This is a genomic window from SAR202 cluster bacterium (assembly GCA_016872285.1).
Taxonomy (GTDB): Bacteria; Chloroflexota; Dehalococcoidia; order Lucifugimonadales.
Genome location: VGZZ01000006.1, coordinates 1 through 17,612 on the forward strand (window position 1 = coordinate 1; position 17,612 = coordinate 17,612).

17 protein-coding genes and 1 pseudogene are annotated in these 17,612 nt (G+C 61.7%); 14 read left to right on the top strand and 4 right to left on the bottom strand.

From position 1 onward, the window contains the following. The 6 genes from carA to FJ320_03090 all read left to right on the top strand — a co-directional run. On the top strand, positions 1 to 940 hold a 940-nt coding region (gene carA / locus FJ320_03065; protein MBM3924957.1), incomplete at its 5' end, for a glutamine-hydrolyzing carbamoyl-phosphate synthase small subunit. 114 nt (positions 941 to 1,054) lie between these two features. Next, positions 1,055 to 1,465: a hypothetical protein gene (locus FJ320_03070; GenBank protein MBM3924958.1), complete on the top strand. Its 411-nt coding sequence runs from the start codon at positions 1,055 to 1,057 to the stop codon at positions 1,463 to 1,465. Between the two features lie 122 nt (positions 1,466 to 1,587). After that, positions 1,588 to 4,896, top strand: a complete 3,309-nt coding sequence (gene carB, locus FJ320_03075) for a carbamoyl-phosphate synthase large subunit (GenBank protein MBM3924959.1) — start codon at positions 1,588 to 1,590, stop codon at positions 4,894 to 4,896. A gap of 132 nt (positions 4,897 to 5,028) precedes the next feature. Beyond that, entirely contained in the window at positions 5,029 to 5,319 is a 291-nt protein-coding gene (locus tag FJ320_03080; protein MBM3924960.1) for a Retroviral aspartyl protease, read from the top strand. Between the two features lie 191 nt (positions 5,320 to 5,510). Continuing rightward, positions 5,511 to 5,732, top strand: a complete 222-nt coding sequence (locus FJ320_03085; GenBank protein ID MBM3924961.1) for a hypothetical protein — start codon at positions 5,511 to 5,513, stop codon at positions 5,730 to 5,732. Then, the gene (locus FJ320_03090) at positions 5,723 to 6,355 is read left to right on the top strand and encodes a hypothetical protein (protein MBM3924962.1); all 633 of its coding nucleotides are present in this window, start codon (positions 5,723 to 5,725) and stop codon (positions 6,353 to 6,355) included. The genes FJ320_03085 and FJ320_03090 overlap by 10 nt, the downstream gene beginning before the upstream one ends. 105 nt (positions 6,356 to 6,460) lie before the next feature. Here FJ320_03090 and FJ320_03095 read toward each other — a convergent pair whose 3' ends face one another. From FJ320_03095 to FJ320_03105, 3 genes are read right to left on the bottom strand one after another with little or no spacing between them, the layout of a single operon-like run. Continuing rightward, the gene (locus tag FJ320_03095) at positions 6,461 to 7,525 is read right to left on the bottom strand and encodes a beta-lactamase family protein (GenBank protein MBM3924963.1); all 1,065 of its coding nucleotides are present in this window, start codon (positions 7,523 to 7,525) and stop codon (positions 6,461 to 6,463) included. A 17-nt stretch (positions 7,526 to 7,542) separates the two neighbouring features. Then, positions 7,543 to 8,340 carry an AAC(3)-VI family aminoglycoside N-acetyltransferase gene (aac(3), locus tag FJ320_03100; protein ID MBM3924964.1) on the bottom strand — a complete coding sequence of 266 codons (798 nt, stop codon included), beginning with the start codon at positions 8,338 to 8,340 and terminating at the stop codon, positions 7,543 to 7,545. A 21-nt stretch (positions 8,341 to 8,361) separates the two neighbouring features. Beyond that, entirely contained in the window at positions 8,362 to 9,309 is a 948-nt protein-coding gene (locus tag FJ320_03105; protein ID MBM3924965.1) for an ornithine cyclodeaminase family protein, read from the bottom strand. A 76-nt stretch (positions 9,310 to 9,385) separates the two neighbouring features. On the opposite strand from FJ320_03105, the gene FJ320_03110 reads away from it, so the two are divergent. The 4 genes and pseudogenes from FJ320_03110 to FJ320_03125 all read left to right on the top strand — a co-directional run bounded on the left by FJ320_03110 (position 9,386) and on the right by FJ320_03125 (position 12,636). Next, the gene (locus FJ320_03110) at positions 9,386 to 9,742 is read left to right on the top strand and encodes a hypothetical protein (protein MBM3924966.1); all 357 of its coding nucleotides are present in this window, start codon (positions 9,386 to 9,388) and stop codon (positions 9,740 to 9,742) included. A gap of 86 nt (positions 9,743 to 9,828) precedes the next feature. Further along, positions 9,829 to 11,889 carry a bifunctional rhamnulose-1-phosphate aldolase/short-chain dehydrogenase gene (gene rhaD, locus FJ320_03115; GenBank protein MBM3924967.1) on the top strand — a complete coding sequence of 687 codons (2,061 nt, stop codon included), beginning with the start codon at positions 9,829 to 9,831 and terminating at the stop codon, positions 11,887 to 11,889. A gap of 135 nt (positions 11,890 to 12,024) precedes the next feature. After that, complete coding sequence (locus FJ320_03120) at positions 12,025 to 12,270, top strand: DUF433 domain-containing protein (protein ID MBM3924968.1); 246 nt, start codon at positions 12,025 to 12,027, stop codon at positions 12,268 to 12,270. A 3-nt stretch (positions 12,271 to 12,273) separates the two neighbouring features. Beyond that, positions 12,274 to 12,636, top strand: a pseudogene (locus FJ320_03125) (toxin-antitoxin system, toxin component, PIN family protein). Between the two features lie 41 nt (positions 12,637 to 12,677). Here FJ320_03125 and FJ320_03130 read toward each other — a convergent pair. After that, positions 12,678 to 13,640 carry an alpha/beta fold hydrolase gene (locus FJ320_03130; GenBank protein ID MBM3924969.1) on the bottom strand — a complete coding sequence of 321 codons (963 nt, stop codon included), beginning with the start codon at positions 13,638 to 13,640 and terminating at the stop codon, positions 12,678 to 12,680. A gap of 420 nt (positions 13,641 to 14,060) precedes the next feature. On the opposite strand from FJ320_03130, the gene FJ320_03135 reads away from it, so the two are divergent. The 4 genes from FJ320_03135 to FJ320_03150 all read left to right on the top strand — a co-directional run bounded on the left by FJ320_03135 (position 14,061) and on the right by FJ320_03150 (position 17,605). Beyond that, positions 14,061 to 15,701 carry a thiamine pyrophosphate-binding protein gene (locus FJ320_03135; protein MBM3924970.1) on the top strand — a complete coding sequence of 547 codons (1,641 nt, stop codon included), beginning with the start codon at positions 14,061 to 14,063 and terminating at the stop codon, positions 15,699 to 15,701. Between the two features lie 198 nt (positions 15,702 to 15,899). Further along, complete coding sequence (gene sppA / locus FJ320_03140; GenBank protein MBM3924971.1) at positions 15,900 to 16,691, top strand: signal peptide peptidase SppA; 792 nt, start codon at positions 15,900 to 15,902, stop codon at positions 16,689 to 16,691. A 109-nt stretch (positions 16,692 to 16,800) separates the two neighbouring features. Continuing rightward, positions 16,801 to 16,995 carry a PspC domain-containing protein gene (locus tag FJ320_03145; GenBank protein MBM3924972.1) on the top strand — a complete coding sequence of 65 codons (195 nt, stop codon included), beginning with the start codon at positions 16,801 to 16,803 and terminating at the stop codon, positions 16,993 to 16,995. A 22-nt stretch (positions 16,996 to 17,017) separates the two neighbouring features. Then, complete coding sequence (locus FJ320_03150; GenBank protein ID MBM3924973.1) at positions 17,018 to 17,605, top strand: nicotinamidase; 588 nt, start codon at positions 17,018 to 17,020, stop codon at positions 17,603 to 17,605. The last annotated feature ends 7 nt before the right edge of the window (positions 17,606 to 17,612 follow it).

Here is a 17,612-nt window from a genome sequence, read left to right on the forward strand (position 1 = left end):
TCAGGGCAACTATGGCATCCACCAGGGCTTCGACGAGTCGCGCCGCATCCAGGCCGCCGGCTTCGTCGTCCGCGAGCAGTCCGACACCCCCAGCAGCGCCGGCAGCCGCGGCACCCTCCACGAATTCCTGGCCTCCCAGGGCGTCCCCGGCATCTACGACGTCGATACCCGCGCCATAACCCGCCGCCTGCGCAATCGAGGTGTTATGATGGGCGTTATCACCCTCGACTCGCCCCAAGAGGCCCTCGCCCGCCTCCGCGACCTCCCGCGATACGACGACGTGGACTTTGTCCGCACCGTCACTACCGACAAACCCTACCACTGGGATACCGAGGGCGCCGACAGGCCCAAGCACCGTATCCTGGTGGACGACTACGGCCTTAAGTACAACATCCTGCGGCTTCTTCGCCAGCGTGACTGCGAGGTCATCGCCGTCCCCGCCTCCGCTTCCGCCGAAGACGTCCTCTCCCAGAAACCCGACGGCATCGTCCTTTCCCCCGGCCCCGGCGACCCTGCCCTGCTGGACTACGCCGTCGCCAACGCTGGCAAGCTCATTGGCCGGGTGCCTATCCTGGGTATCTGCCTCGGCCATCAGATCGTCGGGCGCGCGCTGGGCGCCAAGACCTTCAAACTCAAGTTTGGCCATCGCGGCGCCAACCATCCTGTTAAGGACATGGCCACGGGCCGCGTCTATATCACCGCCCAGAACCACGGCTACGCCGTCGACGGCGACACCTTGCCGTCAGGCCTGCGCGTCAGCCACCTCAACCTCAACGACGGCACCGTGGAGGGCATGTCCCACCGGGAACACCCCCTCATCACTATCCAGTACCACTCCGAGGCATCCCCAGGGCCCAAGGACAACGAGTATCTGTTTGACCGCTTCATCGGGCTGGTGGAAGCGGCAAAACTGGGGCAAGGCGGCTTGAAAATTTCTTGAAGACAAGGAGGTTAAAGGGTCAGAATGTATAGCCACGTCCCTTGGGAAGGCCCTTCGTGTCCTGAGGGTTTCATTTTGCGGCCTGTGGCCGCGTCAATGGAGGACAGAGGCTATATGTTCGGACAGTTTCTTCTGGACCAGGGAGTAGAGCTTAAACTTAACGCGGACCTGGACGACGTCCTGGACTTTGTGGACAAGGAGATCCCCTCCTTCGCCTGCGGCGACTACGGCTACCGCATCATCTCCGGCAAAGGAATTATCGGCAGCGAGTGGAAGCTGCTGGTAAAGCCCCGGGATCTCAAGTCCTTGAAGACCCTGGACAACACGGTGGGCCATCTGGTCATTGGGCGCACGGAAGCCGGGGACATCATGTTCAAGGTGCCGCCCCGCGCTGAGTGGCATCAGGGCCAGGACCGCCCCAGCGACCAGGACACCAAGCTTTTCTCCAGCTTCATCTTCCAGACTCTTAACGTCTTCCAGAAGCGGGGATACATCAAGCTCCCTGGCGCCGTCCCCGTAGCCTAAAGCCCCCGGTCCCCTAACCAGCCCGCCGGGCACTGCCCTCGGTTCCGTCCGCCGCGGCGGACGGGAAGTGAGCAGGAATATGCTGGCGTTCTTTTCCAAGAGCGCCTGAGAAAGCGGGCGTTATGGCGGACAAACCAAAAAAGGTCCTGGTTATCGGGTCGGGGCCTATCGTTATCGGGCAAGCGGCGGAGTTCGACTACGCCGGCGCGCAGGCGTGCAAGTCCCTCCGAGAGGAGGGCGTCACCACCGTCCTGGTCAACTCCAACCCGGCCACGATAATGACCGACCAGGGCATCGCCGACATCGTCTATATCGAACCGCTGACCGTTCCCGTCATCGAGCGTATCATCGCCCAGGAGCGCCCCGACGGCCTCCTCCCTACCCTGGGCGGCCAGACAGGCCTCAACCTGGCCGTGGACCTGGCTGACGCCGGCATCCTCGACAAGTACAACGTGCGGCTCCTCGGCACCCCCCTCCAGACCATCCGCACCGCCGAGGACCGCGAAGGCTTCAAGCAGCTTCTCCTCCGCATCGGCGAGCCTGTGCCGCCCAGCAAGTCGGTATCTTCATTCAAGGAAGCCCTGGCAGCCCTGGAAGAGCTGGGCCTTCCCCTGGTCATCCGGCCCGCCTACACCCTGGGCGGTACCGGCGGCGGCATGGCCCGCACCCGCCGGCAGTTCGAGGAGGTTGCCAAGGACGGCCTCGCCGCCAGTCCTATCCACCAGGTGCTTATCGAGCGGTCCCTGGAGGGCTGGCGCGAACTCGAGTACGAGGTTATGCGGGACGGGGCTGACAACTGCATCACCATCTGCAACATGGAGAACCTGGACCCCATGGGCGTCCACACGGGCGACAGCATTGTCGTCGCGCCCAGCCAGACGCTGACGGACAAAGAGTACCAGATGCTGCGCTCCGCCAGCCTAAAAATCATTCGCGCCCTGGGCATCGAAGGTGGCTGCAATATCCAGTTCGGCCTGCGGCCCCACCCCATCATCGAAAAAAGTCTCCACGGCCAGTGGGAACCTGACTCTGAATATTACGTCATCGAGGTTAACCCCCGCGTCAGCCGCAGCTCCGCCCTCGCCAGCAAGGCCACTGGCTACCCCATCGCCCGCGTCGCCTCCAAAATCGCCGTGGGTCGGCGGCTGGACGAAATCCCCAACGCCGTCACCCAGAAGACCAAGGCCGCCTTCGAGCCTGCTCTGGACTACTGCGTCGTCAAGATTCCACGGTGGCCCTTCGATAAGTTCCCCGCCGGGGACCGCACCCTCTCCACTCAGATGAAGGCCACCGGCGAGGTTATGGCTATCGACCGCTCCTTTGAGGCCGCCTTGCAAAAGGCCGTCCGCTCCCTGGAAGTAGGTGGCCGCTCGCTGTTGTGGGAGGATGCCGAGTGGAGCCAGAACGGCGAGTTCAAGGCTGGCGAGTTTGTCCGCAAGCCCACCGACTTCCGCCTCTGGGTCCTCATGACTGCCCTGCGCCGCGGCCAGACCCCCGAGGCCCTCTCCGCCGCCAGCGGCATCGACCCCTGGTTTACCCACGCCCTGGCCCGCATTCACGCCATGGAGCGCCGTCTGCTGTCCGAAGACCTGACGCCGGAATTGCTTCGCGGCGCCAAGCGCCTGGGCTTCGCCGACGAGCAGGTAGGTCGCCTCTCCGACCTCCTCCCCGACCAGGTCCGCGAGCGCCGCCGCCAGTGGGATATCCGCCCAGTTTATAAAATGGTCGACACCTGCGCCGCAGAGTTCGAGGCTGTCACGCCGTATTTTTATAGCACCTATGACCAGGAGAACGAGGCCCCACCCTTGCCCGGCCAGAAGGCCATCGTCATCGGCAGCGGCCCCATCCGCATCGGCCAGGGCATCGAGTTCGACTACTGCAGCGTCCACGCTGCCTGGGCTTTGCAGGAGGAGGGCGTGCGCAGCATTATGGTCAACTCCAACCCTGAGACTGTCTCCACCGACTTCGACACCAGCGACCGCCTCTACTTCGAGCCTCTGGACGGCGAGGCGCTGCGGGACATCATCGATAACGAGACTGACAACGGCGCGCCGCCCGCATCCGTCGTCCAGTTCGGAGGGCAGACAGCCCTTAACCTGTCCCAGATTCTGGGCCAGGCCGGACTGCCTATCCTCGGTTCCAGCGCAGAAGCCATAGACATAGCTTCAGACCGCCGGCGCTTCGAGGAGTTTTTGGCCCGCCTTGGCATTCCCCAGCCGCCGGGCGCCGCTGTTACCTCCGTGGAGGAAGCCCTGAAGATAGCCCAGAACATCGGATATCCCGTGGTGGTGCGGCCCAGCTACGTCCTCGGAGGCCGCGCCATGGAGATTGTCCACAACGCCACCGAACTTATTCGATACCTCACCGCCGCCACCTCCGTCGGGACCGGCAAGCCCGTCCTCGTTGATCACTACATGGAGGGCAAGGAGTGCGAGGTCGACGCCGTCTGCGACGGCGAGACCGTCCTCATTCCCGGCATCATGGAGCACATCGAGCGCGCTGGCGTCCACAGCGGCGATTCCATGGCTATCTACCCCGCCCTCAACCTCACGCCCGCCGAAGTCAACACCATCGTGGACTATACTACCCGCATCGGCAACGCCCTGGGCGTCAAAGGCCTCATGAACGTCCAGTTCGTCATCGTCGGCGGGCGGCCCTACCGCAGCCCCCGCCAGCCGCGAGACGAGAGCGGTGCCACCACCGTCTATATCCTGGAGGTCAACCTCCGTTCCAGCCGCACCGTGCCCTTCATTTCCAAGGTCACCGGCGTACCCATGGTCCATCTCGCCACCAAGATAATCCTCGGCAAGAAGCTCAAGGACATGGGCTATCAGGGCGGACTGTGGAAGCGGCAAAAGATCGTCGCCATTAAGGCCCCGGTCTTCTCCATGTCCAAGCTCATCGGCGTGGACTGGTACCTGGGGCCTGAGATGAAGTCCACCGGCGAAGTTATGGGCCTCGACTACAAATTCGGCCCCGCTCTCGCCAAAGCCCTCGCCGCCTCCAACATGACCCTGGCGGCCAAGTCGTCGGTGCTAATCAGCGTCGCCGACAGGGATAAGGCTGAGGCCATGAGCATCGTCAAAGACCTGCTGCAATCGGGCTGCAAGCTCTACGCCACCGAAGGCACCGCCGCCATGATCGAGGCCATGGGTGGCGGCGTGACTATGATCACCAAGAAGCTCCAGGAAGGCCACCCCAACGTCGTCGATGTCATTAACGACGGCACGGTCCAGGCTGTCATCAACACCGTCAGCGACGTCGCCACCACCCTTCGCGACGGCTTCTACATTCGCCGCGCCGCCGCCGAGCGCCGCATTCCCTGTTACACCTCCCTGGACACCGCCCGCGTCGCCGCCGAAAGCCTCCTGTCCGAGGACGCCGGCTACAGCGTGGAGTCTATGGATAAGTATTTGCGAGACGGAACATAGAAAACCTTCAGCTTTCGAAAAAATGAACGCCTTTATTAGTCCCGCCAAAGTATAGAAAGAAGGTTTATCGGTACTTTCAACGTTCCTGTACAGATAGGAAAAGTTGGTGACCGCCGCTCGCTGCGGCTTGTTATGCTGGTGGATACGGGTGCGACCTTTAGCCTGGTGCCACGTCAATACCTGCAGGAACTGGGTATAGAGGTCGTCCGTGAAGTCAGGTTCCGGCTGGCCGATGAGAGCACAGTTTCTATGCCCGTGGGCAGAGTACTTATGCGTCTGGATGGCCTAGAAGAAGTAGTCCCCGTGGTCTTTGGCCCTAACAACGCAACCCCACTCTTGGGGGCCATTGCGATGGAAGCTTTCCTCCTTGCCCCCGATCCGGTTAACCAACGCCTTGTCCCAGTAGACGGTTTGCTGAAATAACAAAATAGCCGCTACAGCTCAGTTTTCTTCTCCAACTGCTCCATCGTCCATCCAGTCTGTCCCAAGCCCCCGGTCCAAAGGCGGGCATGGTAAAAAGGCCTCTGTCTGCTGGCTAATTGACTTGTTATTTCTCCGTCCCAAGAGTACCGTGTATCGGCCTCAGTAAAGGCAAGAATCAAAGGAGACTTAATGTGTCGACCTACACCCCCGTCAGCAACGTAGAGCCGCAGCTTAAACTGGCCTTAGACACCCGGGACATCGAAGGTCTTCTGGCCCAGGGCGTCAAGGCCGGTTCCGTCAACTGGGCCGCCGTCAAGAAGGTCTACGAAAAGGGAGGCAACTCCCAGCGCGGCGACGGCTCCAATCGCACCATCGCCGCCATTGCCGCCAACCCCGCCGTCAGGTGGCCCTAAAAGGCATCCAGGCCGTCATTTATGGAGAGGTCCTGGAGGAGCTGGAGGCCGCCAGGATGAAGGTCCAGAAGGGCAACACCGACGACGCCAAGGGCGCTCCTCACAACATGGACGAGGCCTGGGCCTACTACGCCGGCGCCGCCGACGCCACCGGCGACCGCCCCTACTCCCTCTCCTCCACCGCCCGCAAACGCGAGCGCGATTTTAATATCGTCGGCAAGCTGGACAGCGGCATCCAGTCGGCTTTGAGCAGGGCGCTCGCCGCCTCCCGCGCCGGCGACGCACAGAAGCTGGCCAGGGGCGCTGACGAGGCCCGAGGTTACATCAACACCATCTTTTACCTCGCCTCCCTCAGGTACGCCGCTCGGCTGGCCAACGATACCGATGCTAAGGTTAAAGAAATACACCTGGCGGAAGGCTGGGCCTTCTTCCAGACCATCCGCGCCGCCGTAGGCAGCGCCGACTCGAAAGCCGCTCAGGTGGTCGAGGAAGTGTACTCCAGGACGCCTGCCCAGCCTGTCACTCAGAAGGATGCGGAGGCGGTGTATAAGGCCCTGAACGGCCCCGCTGTCAGGACAAGCCTGGGCATACCGGCGGGATTTGTGGTGCAACGGCCAGGCTAGGCGTCTCCAATCAGACGATCATAGAAGGCCAAAGACTTAGGGCCAGGGCGTATCTGTCTTTTTTGACGCCCTGGCCCTGACGCTTTATCACGGCGCCCTTTCCCGCTACCGAGCTGTCTTGAGTATCTCCTTCCCAATCTCCGGCCACCCCCATACCCAGTCTATGAACAAGCGCGGTCCTAGCATCGCCCGGCTTACCTCTGCCTCCGGGTCGTGCCACGCCATGCAGCCGCTGGTCCCTATATGCCCATAAGACGAGGGCGAAGTCTCCTCCGGCGTGAAGTGCGGCGCTTTGTCGCCCCGCACCTCCACCCCCAGCCCCCAGGGGAATCGAGGCCACCTTAACATAAACATCTCGCCGCCCAGCCCGCCCGTCTGGTCATGCGTCGCCTCCGATAGCAGGGCAGGCGGCAGGAACCCCTCCGGCGCGCCCGCGAAGGCCCGCGCCAGCGTCAGCGCCCCAGACGCGTTAGTTACCAGCCCGGCCCAGGGCATCGCCAGCGACCGCCAGAAGGACGAGTTGAAAGACTCCAATTCGGTGCCCTGGTGCTCGCCAAAATCGCCGACAATTTTTGCCGGCGTCCGGGGCGGCTCTACACCTAAATAACCCTCTATCTCCAGCGGTCCCAGCACCAGGTCTTCCAGAGCCACGTTGAAAGGCTTGCCCGTCATCCTCTCCACAATCATCCCCAGCAGTCCAGGCCCTAGGTTGCTGTAATTCACTCGTGTTTTTGGCTCTTCCGCCAGCGGTGTCGCCAGGCATGCCTTAGCTAGCTTGGGCCAGTCCAGGCCTTTTTTGTAGGGGGCAGCGCCCTCCGCCAGGTCCACCGGCAGCCCGCTGGTGTGGCTCATCAGCGTCCGTAGTGTCACGCCAGGCTTCGCCGCCGCCGCCTCCGGCAGGTGCCTCGACAGCATATCGTCCACCGTCAGCTTCCCCGCCGCCGCCAGCCGCAGCACCGCCAGCGCCGTAGCCAGCTTGGTTATCGACGCCACAGGAAACAGCGTGTCCTCCTTCAGAGCAGTCCCAGCTCCATCCGTGCCGACTACTAGATACTCAGGCTGGCGATTCCCCCTGGCGATGGCGGTTATCATGCCTGGGACTTCATACTCCCCCATGACCTTTCGGACTACAGGCCGCATAGCGTCCAGCCACGTTGTGACCATGTTCATCCACCTCCCTCTGAATTCTAGGCATATGTGCTTTTTCGAGCCTCGTCGCACTCCCCACAGCCCTCACTTGGAGGATGCAAGAACAGCAGCGGTTCGCGGCCCAGGTGTTCCACCGCGGCTTCTACAATGTCCCGAGAGCTAGCGAGCCGCGCATAAGCGTGTCCTACGCGCCCCTCCAATTGCCGTCCCCGCTCTCGCAGCCACTCGTCGGCAAAAGCGAAGCGGGCGCAGCAATGGTCATTCTCCCCGAAGTCGATTCGGACCAGGCGTCCGTTCTTAATAACGGTACAATGTTTTGGAATGCGGTATGGAACGCCCGCCAGGAGTTCCGCCAGATGGAGGGTGGTGTTGGCGTCGTGGCCGCACCCCAGGAGCAGCACCTGGCCGTCCAGTTGGTGTACTCGCCCCACCGGACTTTCGGGGATGGCGGGCGGAATGGGCAGGGGGTCGGAAGTTATCAGCGTCGCCTGCGGACCGGCCGCCGCGAAAGCCTGCGGGTGGTCGCTTCGCAGCACGCCGGGCTGCCGCCAAAAGGTGTCCGCCACCACGCCTAGGTCTGGCGACGCGGGTGTCTTCGCGGGATCGAAGGGCTCGTCGTCGTTGCCCGTCCATGAAGGCATGACCAGCGTGCCGTCGGGGCCGAGGGCCCCGCACAGCGCATCGATCAACCCCAGCGGCCCTCCCTCAATGGGGCGTACGGCGCGAAACGATGTGTGCGCCAGCAGCACTCCGCCCCGCCTCACTCCCAGCGCGCGGAGTTGGTCTGTTACCTCGGCTTTGCTGAATTCTTTCCGGGCGGCTTGGTCCTCGATCATATCCGTCCCGTTTTTATATAATTATATCTCCCTTCCCATCTTCCTCTCCTTCGCCCGCTCCCACACCAGCCGCGCCGCCGCCACGTCCGCCACCGCCGTCCCCATAAGCTTGACGTAAATCGACTCGCCGTCGTTCTTTCTGCCAGGCGCTGCCCCCGCCACCACCCTTCGCAGCTCTATAATCGACTGCCATTGCAGCAGCCCCTTGTCCACTGCCCTCGCCATGTCCCCCGCCTCGTACGGCGCCTGTTCAATCGAGTCCACATATATCCGGTCCATCTTCAGCAGCGCCGCCTCATGCAATTCCTGCGCCCGCCACGTCGCCGGGCCTGCTCCCACCACCGTCACACCGCGCTTCAGCCACGCGCCCTCCACCACCGGCTCCATGTTGGACGCGATACCTACCACCAGGTCGCAGTCCTCCACCGCCTCGCGGTTCGTCTCCACCGCCTCAACCTTCACGCCCAACGATTTGCTGGCCCGCGACGCAAACTCCCGCCGCCTCTGCGAGTTTGGACTCCAAGCCTTGATACTGGATACCTGCCGCACCTTGCATATCGCCTCCAACTGCGTCGGGGCCTGGTGTCCTGTGCCGATGATACCCACCGTCGCCACCTTTTTCGGTGCCAGGTATTTCACCGCCACGCCCGTCGTCGCACCAGTGCGAAGCTGCCCTAATCGATTCGACGGCATAAAGGCCAGCAGTTGCCCCGTCGAAGCGTCGTACAGCGAAACGTGGAAGCTATAGCCGCCCTTTACCACCGTATAGACCTTCACCCCAAACACGCCCTGGTAGAACAGCCCGCCTGCCATCACCGCCAGCTCCCCCGTCGGCGACATGACGCGGCGGCGCGCCAGGTTGTACCCCTCGTCCTTGCCATAGTGTCGCAGCATGTCCTCGATGGCTGGCAGCATGTCGTCCATGTTCACCAGCTTGTCCACGTCCTGGTCGGTCAGAAAAAGGGTCATGACTGACTCCTTTAGGCGATGCGTGAAGTCTATCAAATGGCGCTCAATTTTTCCGAAGTGTTATTATTAAGACACTATGGGAATATTCTCTAAACCCATCACCTTCCACGCCACTGCCAATGGCCACACCGAGACCTTCGATGGCCTTGTAGATACTGGCGCCATGTTCACTGTCGCGCCTTCCTCCGTCCTGCGGCGACTGGGTGTTATGCCTCTCCAGACCATCCCCGTCCGATTTGCTGATGGCCGCACCGAGCAGTGGCAGCTAGGCCAAGTTGAAGTACAGCTTGAAGGCAAAAGGCTTCCCATTCTCTGCTTCTTCGGGCCGGAAAACACTCCGGTGCTGATAGGGGCTCATACACTTGAAGCCTTCCTCTTTATAGTAGACCCTATCGAGAAGAAGCTGGTGCCTAAAGAAGCCTTGTTGATGTAGCAGTTCCGCCTCTGTTCCCCTCCACTCTTGGCGCATCCGTCCTCTATCCGCCATAATAACCACGCACCATCTTCTGGAGGGCCTTCATGCGCAATCTCTGGTCTGAGTCCGAAGCCCAGGGCAAGAACGAACTCGACACCCTGGTCTATCAAAGCCGCCTCATCGGCGCTGACACGTCGCTGGTGGTCTGGGGCGGTGGCAACACGTCGATTAAGTCCACTGTCAAGGACTTCCGAGGCCGCCACGTCGAAGCCCTCGTCGTCAAAGGCTCCGGCTCGGACATGAAAAGCATTGAGCGCAAGCACTTCCCCAGCCTACGCCTCGACGACACCCTGGCCCTCTTCGACCGCGACGCCATGACCGACGATGAGATGGTTGAGTACCTCGGCATGTGCATGTTGGACCCCAAGGCGCCCCGGCCCTCCATCGAGACCCTGCTCCACGCCTTCCTCCCCTTCAACAGCGTCGCCCACTCACACGCCGACGCCATTGTATCGCTGACCAACACCCGCGAGTGCCTGGACATCCTCAAGGCCGTCTATGGCAAAAAGGTCTCCTGGGTCGAGTATATCCGCCCCGGTTTCAAGCTCTCCAAGCTCGTCGGCCAGACCGTCAAAGCCAACCCTAAAGTTGACGGTATCATCCTTATCAACCACGGCCTTTTCACCTGGGGCGGCGACGCCAGGCAGACCTACGACCGCCACATTGACATCGTCACTAAGGCCGAGGAGTACATCGTCTCCAAGTCTCGCGGCAAGGCCGTGTTCAACGTAGTGAAGTCCCGCGCCCTCCCCGACGACCGCCGCCGCGCCCTCGCCGCCGCCCTGGCCCCCACCCTGCGAGGCGCCGTCAGCCGGAAGCAAGGTGTCGTCCTGCGATACGACGACGCGGCGGACATCCTCGAATTCGTGAATTCCAAGGAGGCCGCCGAGTTATCCCAAATCGGCCCTGCCACTCCCGACCACACCCTCCAGACCAAGATTAAGCCGATGTGGGTGGAACTGGACAATCCTGACGATATAGAAGCCTCCAAAAAGCAGATAAAGGCCGCTGCCGACCAGTACGCCGACGACTATGCCGCCTGGTACCAGGCCAACACAGACAACAAGCACCCCATGCTGGACCCCTACCCTCGCGTCATCCTCGCGCCGGGCCTGGGTATGTGGTCCACCGGCAAGGACGCCCGCGCCGCCCTCATCGCCGGCGACATCTACCACCACACCATCAGCGTCTTGAAGTCCGCCTCGGCCATCGGCCACTACTCCTCGCTGTCCGATAAAGATTCCTATGACGTCGAGTACTGGCCCATGGAGCTGTACAAGCTTACTCTGCTTCCGCCCGACCGCGAGCTATCTCGAAAAGTCGCCCTGGTCACCGGCGCCGCCAGCGGCATCGGCCTCGGCATCGCGCGGCGATTGGCCGCCGACGGCGCCCACGTCTTCCTCACCGATATCGACGCTGATGGCGTCCATAAGCTGGCCGAGGAGCTGAACAAGAAGCACGGCTACAACCGGGCCGCCGCCTGCGTCATGGACGTGACCAACGAAGAGAATGTCGCCGACGCCTTCCGACAGCTTCGACTGGCCTACGGCGGCCTCGATGTCCTGGTCTCCAACGCGGGCATCGCCTCCGCCGGCGCCGTCCACGACCTGCCGCTGAAGGACTGGCAGCGCTCCTTCGATGTCAATGCCACCGGCCACTTCCTGGTGTCGCGAGAGGCGGTACGGCTCATGCGGCAGCAGGGCATGGGCGGCAGCATCGTCTTCATCGGCACCCGCAACATCACCTCCCCCGGCAACGACTTCTCTGCCTACAGCGCCTCCAAGGCCGCCGAGGCCCAGCTAGGCAAGGTCATAGCCCTGGAAAACGCATCCCACGGCATCCGGTGTAACATCATCAACCCCGACGCCGTCTTTGAAGGCTCCAAGCTCTGGTCCCGCGACATCATGGAGCAGCGTGCCAAGACCCACGGCACCACCGTCGAGAAGCTTCCGGACTTCTACCGCCAGCGCAACATGCTTAAGGTCCAGATCACCCCCGCCGATGTCGCGGAGATCGTGGTGCTCTTCGCCGGCAGCCGCGCCGCCAAGACCACCGGCGCTATGTTCCCGCTGGATGGCGGAATCAAGGATGCGTTTGTAAGGTAGCTCCATGTCCCCTACCTTCCCCCCTTGTGGGGGAAGGATAAAGGATGGGGATTCTCGTCATTCCAGCGGAAGCTGGAATCCAGAACTCCTGGTAGAATAAATGACGCCATTGCCAGCATAGAACTGAAGCGGTCTATGAACGAGGCCAAGCTGTTAGAGCGCATCATCGTGAACCCCAAAATCTTTGGCGGTAAGCCTGTTATTCGGGGCCATCGTCTCGCCGTTGAACACGTACTGGGTATGCTGGCGGCCGGTGACACCCCTGAGACCATCCTCAAGGGCTATGCTTGGCTTGAGCCTGAAGACATTCAGGCCTGCCTCGTTTATGCTCGCCGTACCGTAGGCCGCGAGCGCATCGAACCTCTGACCATCGAGTCCTAGTCCTTGCGGCTGCTCTTGGACGCATGTGTATGGGGTGGTGCTACCAAACTCCTTTCTGAAGCCGGCCATGATGTTATTTGGGCCGGCAATTAGGACACTGACCCAGGTGATGAGGAAATCCTTTCCAGGGCCCATTCCGAGAACCGAGTCCTAATAACTCTCGATAAGGACTTTGGCGAGCTCACGATTGTACGGGGGCAAGCCCATTCTGGCATTGTGCGGCTGGTCAATTTCCAGGCTCAACAGCAAGGTTCCGTGTGTCTCCGTATACTAGATCAGTACGGAGATGAACTAAGCCATAGGGCCATCATCACAGTGGAGCCAGGTCGGGTTCGCATACGGTCTGGAGAGCCACCTAAGAGGTAGCTAAGTGTGAATGTTGTGCCTTTTCCACAAACAGGGGAAGGCTAAGCAGGCGATCTACCCCCCAACCTCTCCTCAAAATACGACTCCACCCGCCGCACATACTCGTCGGGGTAGTTGTTAAACGCATCCACGTGGTCCGCCCCGGGCGCTATCCATATCTTGCTGCCCGCCGGCGCCGCCCGGTGCACCCGCCGCCCCTGCTCGATGGGTATGCGAGTGTCCGCGTCGCCGTGGATGACAAGAATCGGGTAGTCCAGGCTCCTCACCGCCCGCTCCGGGCTTACGTCGCCGATGCTTATGTCGTACAGCCCCTGGGCGAAGAGCTTCGCCATCGGCAGGAACATGGGGGCCATGTATGCAGGTATGATGGTGCGCCGCGCCGTTTCGTCCGACAGCCGGTCGCTGGCGTTGGCGAAGGGGCTGTCCGCCACTACCGCCCATATCCTCGGCTCCTGCGACGCCGCCAGCAGGGCCGTCGCCGCCCCCATAGAGAACCCCAGCAGCCCCACCTTCTCCGCCGCCACGCCCCTCGACATCAAATAGTCCAGCGCGCCCAGCACGTCCTCCTGCTCAAAATACCCCGCCGACACCCTCGCCGCCTCCGATAGCCCCTGGCCCCGCAGGTCGAACAGCAGCGCCCCGTAGCCGGTTTGATGCAGTCTTGCCGCCAGGTCCACCGCGCCGTCGGCGGTGCGCTGGCTGTTGAGGCCGTGGACAAAAATAATCGTCGGCGCGCCCCCTTGGGCCGGGATGTGCCACCCCTCCAGCGTCACCTCTTCATCCCTCGACCTGAACCGCACCTCCTCATACACGACGCCGTAGTTACTGGGGTTGTCGTCCTGCTCCTTCCTCTCCGCCACCGTCACTCCTGACGCTATCATGTACGATATGAACACGTAGACCACGGCCATCAGCGCCAGCAGGCCAATCAACGACCACCTGGCCCACCGGTTCACCCACACCCGGCGGCTGTTAGTTCGAACCGAGGAGAGCAGTCTTGCCATCCATTCCCCATGCCTGAAGTCGGCTATATATTATCGCAAACCACAACTCCAGGTTGACACCAAAACGCCAGCCGATATGATGAAGGCTGATTTCGTCGCCTATCCCTTTTGTGCCCCTTGCGAGTCATTGGAGACCACCAGGGCTTGTTGAGAAAGATTGGATGAGAGTAGGAGTCTTCTTTTCAGGTTCTCCCCCTTCGGCCTGGAAGGCGAAGGGGGAGCTAGACGCTCTGCTACCTTTAAGCATATATCGCGGAGTCCGATGCAATCGGACCGTCCTGAGTATGCAGAAGGAGGGGGTTGTGGTGTTTCTTTTTTCTTTCCCCCTTCTCCGAAAAGAGAAGGGGGATCAAGGGGGATGAGTTCGTCGCGACTCAAGCCCGGTTGTAATACTTCATAAGACGATTGGAGGAAACCCCCATGCCCCAACTGACGGCAGCCCAAGCCCTGGTCAAATCCCTGGTCCGAGAGGGCGTCGAGGTGGTCTTTGGACTCCCCGGCGTCCAGATCATGGACATCTATGACGCCTTTCACAACGAGCCCGGCATTCGCCTCATCACCACCCGCCACGAGCAGGGCGCTGCCTATATGGCCGACGGCTACGCCCGCTCCACCGGCAAGCCCGGCGTCTGCCTGGTTGTGCCTGGGCCGGGGTTGCAGAACGCCTCCGCCGGAATCGGCACCGCCTATGCCACCTCGTCGCCGGTCATGCTTATCGCCGGCGAGGTCGCCACCGGCGACCGGGGCAAGGACCGCGGCGCCACCCACGAAATCATCGACCAGCTAGACATCGTCAAAAACGTCACCAAGTGGCGTAAGACTATTTTCGACGCCAAAGACGTCCCCGGCTCCGTCCACGAAGCCATGCGGCAGATGAAGACCGGCCGCCCTCGCCCCGTAGCCCTGGAACTTCCCTCCGACGTCCTCCCCAAGTCCGCTAACGTCGAACTGATGGAGCGCGAGGAGTTCCCCAGGCAGAAGGGCGACCCTAAAGCGATTAAAGAGGCGGCCCAGCTTCTGCTCAAGGCCAAGCGGCCCCTTATCTGGGCCGGCGGCGGCGTCAACGCCTCGGGCGCCAATAGCGAGCTGTCGCAGCTAGCCTCCGCCATCGGCGCCGTCGTCATCACCACCGCCGAGGGCAAAGGCGCCGTCCCCGAGAACAGCCCCCAATGGGCCGGCTCCTTCTACTACAGCCACGGCCCCGCCCACAACGTCATGCCCATGTGCGACGTTGTCCTGGCCGTCGGCACCCGCCTACACTTCCTGGCTCCCACCAACTGGACCTTCAAGCCCCACCAGTCCATCATCCACATCGACGCCGACCCCGCCGAGCTAGGCCGCAACTGGCCCGAAAAGGTCAGCATCGCCGCCGACGCCAAACTGGCCCTCCAGGCCCTGCTGTCGGAGCTTAAAGGCAAGAAGTCAGCCTCGGAATGGACTGCCAAGGAGATAGCCCAGCAGAAGGCCAAGGCCGACGACGAAGTCAAGCAGCTTGCTCCCAACCAGGTCGAAATCATCAAGACCATCCGCCAGGAGCTGCCCGACAACACCGTGTATATCAGCGGCATCGCCAGCCTTGGGTACTGGTCCAACCTGGCCTATGAGGTGCGCGCCCCTCGCTCTTACCTCAACGCCTCCTACTTCGCCACCCTGGGCTACGCCTTCCCCACGGCCCTGGGCGCCAAGGTCGGCAACCCCAACAAGCCCGTGGTGGCCGTCAGCGGCGACGGCGGGTTTATGTACTGCCTGTCAGAGCTGGCCACCGCCGTCCAGGAGGGCATCAACGTCACCGTCCTGGTCTTCAACGACCAAGCCCTGGGCGCCTCACTTCGCGACCAGCAGGTGCGGTATAAGGGACGAGTCATCGGCACCAAGCTCCACACTCCCGACTTCGCCGCCGTGGCGCGAGACTTCGGCGCCAACGGCGTCAAGCTGGGCCATTATCGAGAGCTTGGCCCCGCCCTTAAGCAAGCCTTGAAGTCCGACAAGACCACCGTCGTCGAAATCCCCATCGAAAGCTGGACTCCCCCTTTCCAGCTTCAGCCCCCCGGGGCCGTCTGACGCCTAGTACAAGCTAAGTCTAAATATACGGACAAGTCTGACGGGCGCCAAGAAAATTCCTTCTCCCCTTGTGGGAGAAGGCGCAGGTTGAGGGGTGAAACCCTGGAACTACAATACGGCTATTAAGACCAACTTCACAGTGCTCTCCGGCAGTCCAATCATGGAAAAGTTAAGGCTGAAACTTTAGGAGATATTTCTATGGGTCTATTCACCCGCAGCGGCGTCGCCGTCGTCGAATTTTTTGGCCCCATCGGCAGCGGCGGCCAGGTAGCGGAGATGGCCCGTCTGCTGGACGACGTCGGTAAGAAACCCCACTATCAGGCCCTAGTCCTTGATATAGACTCCCCGGGTGGCGCTGTCGGCGGCGCCGAGGTGCTTCATGCCCGCATCACCAAAATCGCCGAGGCCAAGCCCGTCGTAGCCTTCGTGCGCAGCATGGGCGCTTCCGGCGGCTACTACCTGGCCTGCGCCGCCTCGAAAATCATCACCCTGCCCTCATCGCTGGTCGGCTCCATCGGCGTCATCTATCTGCGGCCCGCCATGCAAGAACTATTGGAAAAACTAGGCGTCAACCTGACAGTCTACAAGGGCGGGCGCTATAAGGACATGACCGGCTTCTGGCGCGGCCCCACTCCCGAAGAGGACGACAAGTTCAGGTCCCTTATCGCCGAAATCCACGACAACTTCATCGACGTTGTCGCCAAGGGCCGCAAGATGCCGCCGGAACGCGTCCGCGAACTCGCTACTGGCGAAATCTTCACCGGCCGCCGCGCCAGAGACCTGGGCCTGGTGGACGAAATCGGTGACTTCGATCGCGCGTTGGAGATAGCGGGAAGAATGGGAGACGTCCAACCCCGGCCTCTCTACATCCGTCCCAAACGCGGCCTCCTGGAGCGCATGGCTGGCCGCTTTGGACGTGGCATGGCCGCGGGCGTTGCTGCCGAGTTGGAAGCCAGGATGGGCGGGGGGTTCTACTACAAACTGCCATAAAGCCGCTTGCTCACCATCATTGGAAAGACCTTGCCGGCTGATGGTTTATAATTAGCGTTAGTGGGAGTATGGCATAACCTCGAACGTTTCGAGTGGGAGGAGGGGCATAATGGCGGCGCCCAGAAGGCTTCACAAAAGCAGCACCCAAAAAATGCTCTTCGGCGTCCTCGGCGGTCTGGCGGAGTATCTGGGGTCTGATCCTACCCTGGTCCGAGTAATTTTCGTGCTGGTCATGATATTGACCGGCTTCATGCCCGCGGTCCTGGTCTACCTCCTGGCGGCTATCCTAGTTCCCCAAGATTAGTCCCTATTAAACGGCGGCGCCAATGAATATCACCAACCGCGACGCCATCATCATCGTCGACGTGCAGAACGACTTCTGCCCCGGCGGCTCCCTGCCCGTTCCCAAAGGTGACATCGTCGCCGAGGCGTTGACGCGACTGGCCCGCGTGTTTCGTGACCGCGACGCCTTTGTCTTCGCCACCCAGGACTGGCATCCGCCCGGCCACTCGTCCTTTAAGGAGTCCGGCGGTCCCTGGCCCGCTCACTGCGTCCAGGGCACTCGCGGCGCTCAGTTTCACTCCAGCCTCCACCTGCTGGTCAACACCATCGTTGTACAAAAGGGCAGCAACCCCAAAGTCGACGCCTACTCAGGCTTCCTGGACTCGGACCTGGAGCGGCAGCTACGAGACAACGGTGTCGAGCGCGTCTTCGTCGGCGGTCTCGCTACCGACTACTGCGTCCTCAACACCGTCCTCGACGCCCTCAAAAAAGGCTTCAAGACCTGCGTGTTAATTGACGCTATCGCCGCCGTTAACGTCAACCCCGGCGACGGCCAGCGTGCGATTGAAAAAATGCTAGCTGCTGGCGCTAAACTGCAAAACACCAAAGGCCTCCTGCCCGCTGGCGCCTAGCTACTCC